General features: G+C 77.2%; 6 protein-coding genes. 5 read left to right on the forward strand and 1 reads right to left on the reverse strand.

The genetic code is table 11. The features are described 5' to 3' along the window. Positions 1-159: 159 nt before the first annotated feature. Together aroA and rsgA are read left to right on the forward strand one after the other, a co-directional pair. The gene (gene aroA, locus ABEB16_RS13185; RefSeq protein WP_345712706.1) at positions 160-1,497 is read left to right on the forward strand and encodes a 3-phosphoshikimate 1-carboxyvinyltransferase; all 1,338 of its coding nucleotides are present in this window, start codon (positions 160-162) and stop codon (positions 1,495-1,497) included. 13 nt (positions 1,498-1,510) lie between these two features. Further along, positions 1,511-2,569 (forward strand): ribosome small subunit-dependent GTPase A, encoded by a 1,059-nt coding sequence (gene rsgA, locus ABEB16_RS13190; RefSeq protein WP_345712707.1) that lies wholly within the window; start codon positions 1,511-1,513, stop codon positions 2,567-2,569. Positions 2,570-2,578: 9 nt separating this feature from the next. Here rsgA and ABEB16_RS13195 read toward each other — a convergent pair whose 3' ends face one another. Next, positions 2,579-3,259, reverse strand: coding sequence for a vitamin K epoxide reductase family protein (locus tag ABEB16_RS13195; protein WP_345712708.1), 681 nt, complete (start codon positions 3,257-3,259; stop codon positions 2,579-2,581). Positions 3,260-3,301: 42 nt separating this feature from the next. On the opposite strand from ABEB16_RS13195, the gene hisN reads away from it, so the two are divergent. From hisN to ABEB16_RS13210, 3 genes are all read left to right on the forward strand, one after another. Then, on the forward strand, positions 3,302-4,144 hold the full coding sequence (hisN, locus tag ABEB16_RS13200; protein ID WP_345712709.1) for a histidinol-phosphatase: 843 nt from the start codon (positions 3,302-3,304) through the stop codon (positions 4,142-4,144). 3 nt (positions 4,145-4,147) lie between these two features. Then, positions 4,148-4,939 carry a CPBP family intramembrane glutamic endopeptidase gene (locus tag ABEB16_RS13205; RefSeq protein ID WP_345712710.1) on the forward strand — a complete coding sequence of 264 codons (792 nt, stop codon included), beginning with the start codon at positions 4,148-4,150 and terminating at the stop codon, positions 4,937-4,939. 88 nt (positions 4,940-5,027) lie between these two features. Further along, positions 5,028-6,112 (forward strand): mechanosensitive ion channel family protein (locus ABEB16_RS13210; protein WP_345712711.1); only part of this gene is annotated, 1,085 nt, incomplete at its 3' end.

Genomic DNA, 6,112 nt, shown 5'->3' on the forward strand with positions numbered 1-6,112 from the left:
GGCCGGCACGCCGGCGAGCAGGCCCGCCACGCCGCGGCCCTGGGCGCCAAGGACGTCCAGCTCGCCGTGGAGCGGCTGCACTGACCCCCCGGTGCGCGCCCCGGCACCGCTGCGGGCGGCCCGCGCGGCGGCGCCGGGGCGCGCTGGGACAATGACCCCGTGAGCGCACCCGAGCCGGCCGCACCCGACGGATCCACCACCGCGGAGGACCTCTGGCCCGCCCCGGTCGCCGAGGGCCCCGTCGACGCCGTCGTGACCGTGCCGGGGTCGAAGTCCCTGACCAACCGCTACCTCGTGGTCGCGGCGCTGGCGGCGCGCGACTCCCGGCTGCGCGAGCCGCTGCGCTCGCGCGACACCGAGCTGATGGCCCGGGCGGTGCACGGCCTCGGCGTCGAGGTCGAGGACGCCGGGGCGGACTGGATCCTGCGCCCGCAGGAGGTGCTGCGCGGCGACACCGACGTCGACTGCGGCCTCGCCGGCACGGTCATGCGCTTCCTGCCCCCCGTGGCCGCGCTCGCCGGCGGCGACGTGCGCTTCGACGGCGACCCGCGCGCCCGCGAGCGGCCGATGGCCGACCTCGTCGGGGCGCTGCGCGACCTCGGCGTCGAGGTGGACGACGGCGGCCGCGGCACCCTGCCGTTCACCGTGCGCGGCCGCGGCGGCCTGCGCGGGGGCACCGTGGTGCTCGACGCCTCCCGCTCCAGCCAGTTCGTCTCCGCGCTGCTGCTCGTCGGCTCCCGCTGCGAGCAGGGCCTCACCGTGCGCCACGAGGGGCCGCCGCTGCCGAGCCGGCCGCACGTGCAGATGACGGTGGAGGTGCTGCGCGACGTCGGTGCCGTCGTCGACGACGGCACCGAGGGCACCTGGCACGTCGAGCCGGGCGAGCTGGGCGGCCTCGACGTGCAGGTGGAGCCGGACCTGTCCAACGCCGCGCCCTTCCTGGCCGCCGCCGCGGTCACCGGCGGCGACGTCCTCGTGCCGGGCTGGCCGCAGTCGACGACCCAGGCCGGCGACCTGCTGCGCGACGTGCTGGACCAGATGGGCGCCGACGTCTCGCTGGAGCGCGAGGGCCTGCGCGTGCAGGGCACCGGCGACCTCTACGGCCTCGACCTGGACCTGCGCGAGGCGGGTGAGCTGGCACCGGTCGTGACGGCGCTGGCGGCGCTGGCGGACTCCCCCTCCCAGCTGCGCGGCATCGGGCACCTGCGAGGGCACGAGACGGACCGGCTGGCGGCGCTGGCCGCGGAGATCAACGGCCTCGGCGGCGACGTGACCGAGACGGAGGACGGGTTGCTCGTGCGGCCGCGGGCGCTGCACGGGGGGGTGTTCCGCACCTACGCCGACCACCGGATGGCCACCGCCGCGGCGGTGCTCGGCCTGCGGGTGCCGGGGGTGCGGGTGGTCGACGTCGCCACGACGCGCAAGACGCTGCCGGACTTCCCCGGCATGTGGGGCTCGATGCTCACCGCCCGCGCGTCCGACACCACCCGGGCCTGAGGAGGGCCGCCCCGTGCCCGCCGAGCGCAGCCGGCGCCGCTGGGACGAGGACGACGTGCGGGTCCGCCCCAACCCGCGGGGGTCGCGGCCGCGCACGAAGGAGCGCCCCGTGCACGCCGACGCCGTGCCCGCCGTGGTCGTGGCCGTCGACCGGGGCCGCTGCACCTGCCTGCTCCTGGAGGCGCCGGGTGCGCTGCCGGCCGCCGGCGCCCCGCGGGTGACGGCGATGCGGGCGCGGGAGCTGGGTCGCACCGGGGTCGTGGTCGGCGACCGGGTGGGCCTGGTCGGGGACGTCTCGGGGCAGCCGGACACCCTGGCCCGGATCGTCCGCCTGGAGGAGCGGCGCACCGTGCTGCGGCGCACCGCCGACGACACCGACCCGGTGGAGCGGGTCGTCGTGGCCAACGCCGACCTGCTCGTCGTCGTGGCGGCGGTGGCCGACCCCGAGCCGCGCTCGCGGCTGGTGGACCGCTGCCTGGTCGCCGCCTACGCCGCCGGGATGACGCCGCTGCTGTGCCTGACGAAGACGGACCTGCGCCCCTCGCGGGAGGTGCTGGGCGCGTGGGCCCCCCTGGGCCTGGACACGGTGAGCACCCACCGCGAGCAGACCCCGGAGGGGCTGCGCATCGCCGGCCTGGACGCCCTGCGGGAGCGGCTGGCGGACCGGGTGAGCGTGCTCGTGGGCCACTCCGGCGTCGGCAAGTCCACCCTCGTCAACGCGCTGGTGCCGACCGCGGAGCGCGCCACCGGCCGGGTCAACGACGTCACCGGCCGCGGCCGGCACACCTCGACGTCGAGCTCGGCGCTGCCGCTGCCCGGGGGCGGCTGGGTCGTCGACACCCCCGGCATCCGCTCGTTCGGCCTGGCGCACGTGCGCCCGGAGCAGGTGCTGCTCGCGTTCCCGGACCTGGAGCCCGGCGCGGCGGGGTGCCCGCGCGGCTGCACCCACGACGAGCCGGAGTGCGCCCTCGACGCCTGGGTGGCGGGCGCCGGTGCGGGCCCGGCCGGGCAGGTGCGCCTGGGGTCCTTCCGGCGCCTGCTGCGGGCGCGCACCGGCGAGGGCGAGGACTGAGGAGCCCGCTCAGGGCAGCAGGGTGCGCCAGTACGCCCAGAACTCCACGCCCGCCAGCGCCGCGAGCAGCGCGTAGCTCAGCAGCACCACGAGCAGCCGGTAGTCGACGAGGGCGCGCACCAGCGGGTGCAGCGCGGCGGGCACCGGGATGCGCCCCCGGTCGAGGTTGTCGGCGGTGAGGACCCAGAACATCGGCACGACGACCGCCCAGACGACCATGCAGTACGGGCACAGGGCGTGGATCGCGTAGTAGGCCTGGGTGACGAACCAGGCGACGAGCACGGCGGCGGCCGTGACCCCCAGCTGCAGGCCCCGCCACACCCAGCGCGGCAGCGCGGTGCCCGACAGCAGCACCGCGCCGAGCGTCACGGGCACCGGGAACGCCGCGACGCCGAGGAAGGGGTTGGGGAAGCCGAGGATCGCCGCCTGCTCCTGCGCCATGACGGTGCCGCAGGAGATGACGGGGTTGAGGCTGCACGAGGGGGTGTAGCCGGTGGGGTCGAGGGCCAGGCGGTAGCGCTCGACGCTGAGCACGAAGCTGGCCAGCAGCCCGACCGCCCCGCCGACGAGCAGCAGCCAGCCCATCCGCGCCCGCGCCACCGGCAGGGCGGACAGGTGCGGGTCGCCGCCGTCCCCGGGCACCGGGGAGGTCGCTGGTGCGGCGGCGCGGCGGTCGGCGGGAGCTGGCACCCTCCCATCCTCGCCCACTCCCCCGCGGTAGCGTCCGGGTCCGTGCCCCCTGCCGCCGGTTCCAGCCGCCACGACGACGACCTCCGCCTGGCGCACGTCATCGCCGACTCGGTGGACGGGCTGACGACGGACCGCTTCCGCGCCCGCGACCTCGTCGTGGACACCAAGCCCGACCTGACGCCGGTGACCGACGCCGACCGCGCCGCCGAGGAGCTGGTGCGGGCGCAGCTCAAGCGCACCCGCCCCCGCGACGCCGTCCTGGGCGAGGAGTACGGCCTGGTGGGGCACGGGCAGCGGCAGTGGGTGGTCGACCCCATCGACGGCACGAAGAACTTCGTGCGGGGCGTGCCGGTGTGGGCGACGCTCATCGCGCTGCTCGACGACGGCGTGCCCGTCCTGGGCGTGGTCTCCGCCCCGGCCCTGGGCAAGCGCTGGTGGGCGGCCCGCGGCTCGGGCGCGTGGTCGGGGCGCAGCCTGGCCTCGGCGACGCGCCTGGCGGTCTCGCGGGTGGGGGAGCTCGCCGACGCCTCGTTCGCGTACTCCTCCCTCACCGGCTGGGAGGAGGCGGGCCGCCTGGACGGCTTCCTGGAGCTGTCGCGGACGGTGTGGCGCACCCGCGGCTACGGCGACTTCTGGTCCTACATGCTGCTGGCGGAGGGTGCGGTGGACATCGCCGCGGAGCCGGAGCTGGCGCTGCACGACATGGCCGCGCTGGTGCCGATCGTCGCGGAGGCCGGTGGCCGCTTCACCTCCCGCGACGGCATCGACGGCTGCGGCGGCGGCGACGCGGTCGCCACCAACGGGCTGCTGCACGAGGCGGTGCTGGGCTACCTGGGCACGGAGCGGGCCGCCGGGGGGCGCGCCGGCGGCGGAGCGCGGGGCTGAGCCGTGGGCGCCTCGTCCCCGGTGCCCGCCGGACCAGCGGCCGGCCGCGAGCGGCGGCTGCTCGTCTGGGAGGTCGTGGCGGTCTTCGCGGTCTCGCTGGGCGCCAGCGGGGTGCGGGCCGTGGTCAGCTTCGTCGGGGCGCTCACCGCGCCGCAGCCGCTGTCGGCGCAGCGCGCCACGGTGCTGGGCTCCTACGCCCCGGACCGGCCGTGGCTGGACCTGGCGTTCCAGCTGGTCTCGATCGCCTCGGGGCTGGCGCCGGTGCTGCTGGTGGGCTACCTGCTGGCGCGCGGGGGCGAGTCGCTGCGGGTGCTGGGGGTGGACCGGCGCCGGCCGCTGGGCGACCTGGGGCGCGGGCTGGCGCTGGCGGCCGTCATCGGCGGCGCGGGGCTGGTGTTCTACCTGGCGGCGGTGGCCGTCGGCATCAACCGCACGGTGGTGGCCTCCTCGCTGCCCGACGCGTGGTGGGCGGTGGGGGTGCAGGTGCTGGCGGCGGCGGAGAACGGGATCCTCGAGGAGGTCCTCGTCGCCGGTTACCTGCTGCACCGGCTGGAGCAGCTGGGGGTGCGGCCGGGGCGGGCGCTGGTCGTCAGCGCGCTGCTGCGGGGCTCGTACCACCTGTACCAGGGCGCCGGCGGCTTCCTGGGCAACGTGATCATGGGGCTGGTGTTCGGCCGGCTCTACCAGCGCTGGGGGCGGGTGCTGCCGCTGGTCGTCGCGCACACCGCCATCGACGTGGGCGCCTTCGTGGGGTACGCGTTGTTGGTGGGGCGGGTGGGGTGGCTGCCGGGCTGAGCCGCTGCGGGCCGTCGGGGCCTGACCTACGGTGGCGGGGACCGCGGGACATCGGTGTCCACCCCCGACCACCCCGAGGAGCTCCTCCGTGCCCCTGACCCCCACCTCGCCGCCCACCTCGCTGCCCGAGGAGCTCGCCGCCGCGCTGCCGATGACCTCGGTGGGCGTCACGCTGCTCGTCGCCGCCGGGGCCGCGGTCGCGGCCGTCGCGGCGTGCGGGGTCCTGGCCTGGGTCGTCCGCCGCCTCGGGCGGCGCCGGCCCGTCCTGGCCGACATGGCCCGCCGCGGCAGGCGGCCGCTGCGGCTGCTGCTGGTGCTGCTGGCGGTGCGCACGGCGCTGGAGGTGAGCACCGCCCCGGCGTCGTGGCGGCCCCCCACGCTGCGGGTGCTGGACCTGGCCCTCATCGGCGTGGGCGCGTGGCTCGTGGCGGTGCTGGCCTTCGTGGTGCAGGACGTGGTGCTGGCCCGCCAGCGGGTCGACGTCGCGGACAACCGGCGGGCGCGGCGGCTGCGGACGCAGGCGATCGTGGTGCGGCGGGTGATCGTGGCCGTGGTGGCCGTGGTGGCGGCGGGCTCGATGCTGATGACGGTGCCGGGGGCGCAGGCCGCGGGCGCCAGCGTGCTGGCCTCCGCGGGCGTGCTGAGCGTCGTGGCCGGCCTGGCGGCGCAGACGTCGCTGTCCAACGTCTTCGCGGGCCTGCAGCTGGCCTTCACCGACGCGCTGCGGGTGGACGACGTCGTGGTCGTGGAGGGCGAGTGGGGCAACGTCGAGGACATCACCATGACCTACGTCGTGGTGCGCGTCTGGGACGAGCGCCGGCTGATCCTGCCCTCGACGTACTTCACCTCCACGCCGTTCCAGAACTGGACGCGGACGAGCTCGCAGCTGCTGGGGTCGGTGGAGGCGGACGTGGACTGGGCGGTGCCGGTGGAGGCGCTGCGCGCGCACCTGGGGGCGTTCGTCGAGCGGCACCCGCTGTGGGACTCCCGGGCGTTCGTGCTGCAGGTGACGGACGCGACGGGCTCCTTCGTGCGGCTGCGGGCCCTGGTGAGCGCCGCGGACGGCCCGACGCTGTTCGACCTGCGCTGCGCGGTGCGCGAGGAGCTCGTGCGCTGGCTGCGCGAGAGCGCCCCGCAGGCCCTGCCGCGGGTGCGGCTGGACCCCGCCGACCC

It is taken from the genome of Kineococcus glutinatus, from assembly GCF_039542765.1.
Classification (GTDB): Bacteria; Actinomycetota; Actinomycetes; order Actinomycetales; family Kineococcaceae; genus Kineococcus_A; species Kineococcus_A glutinatus.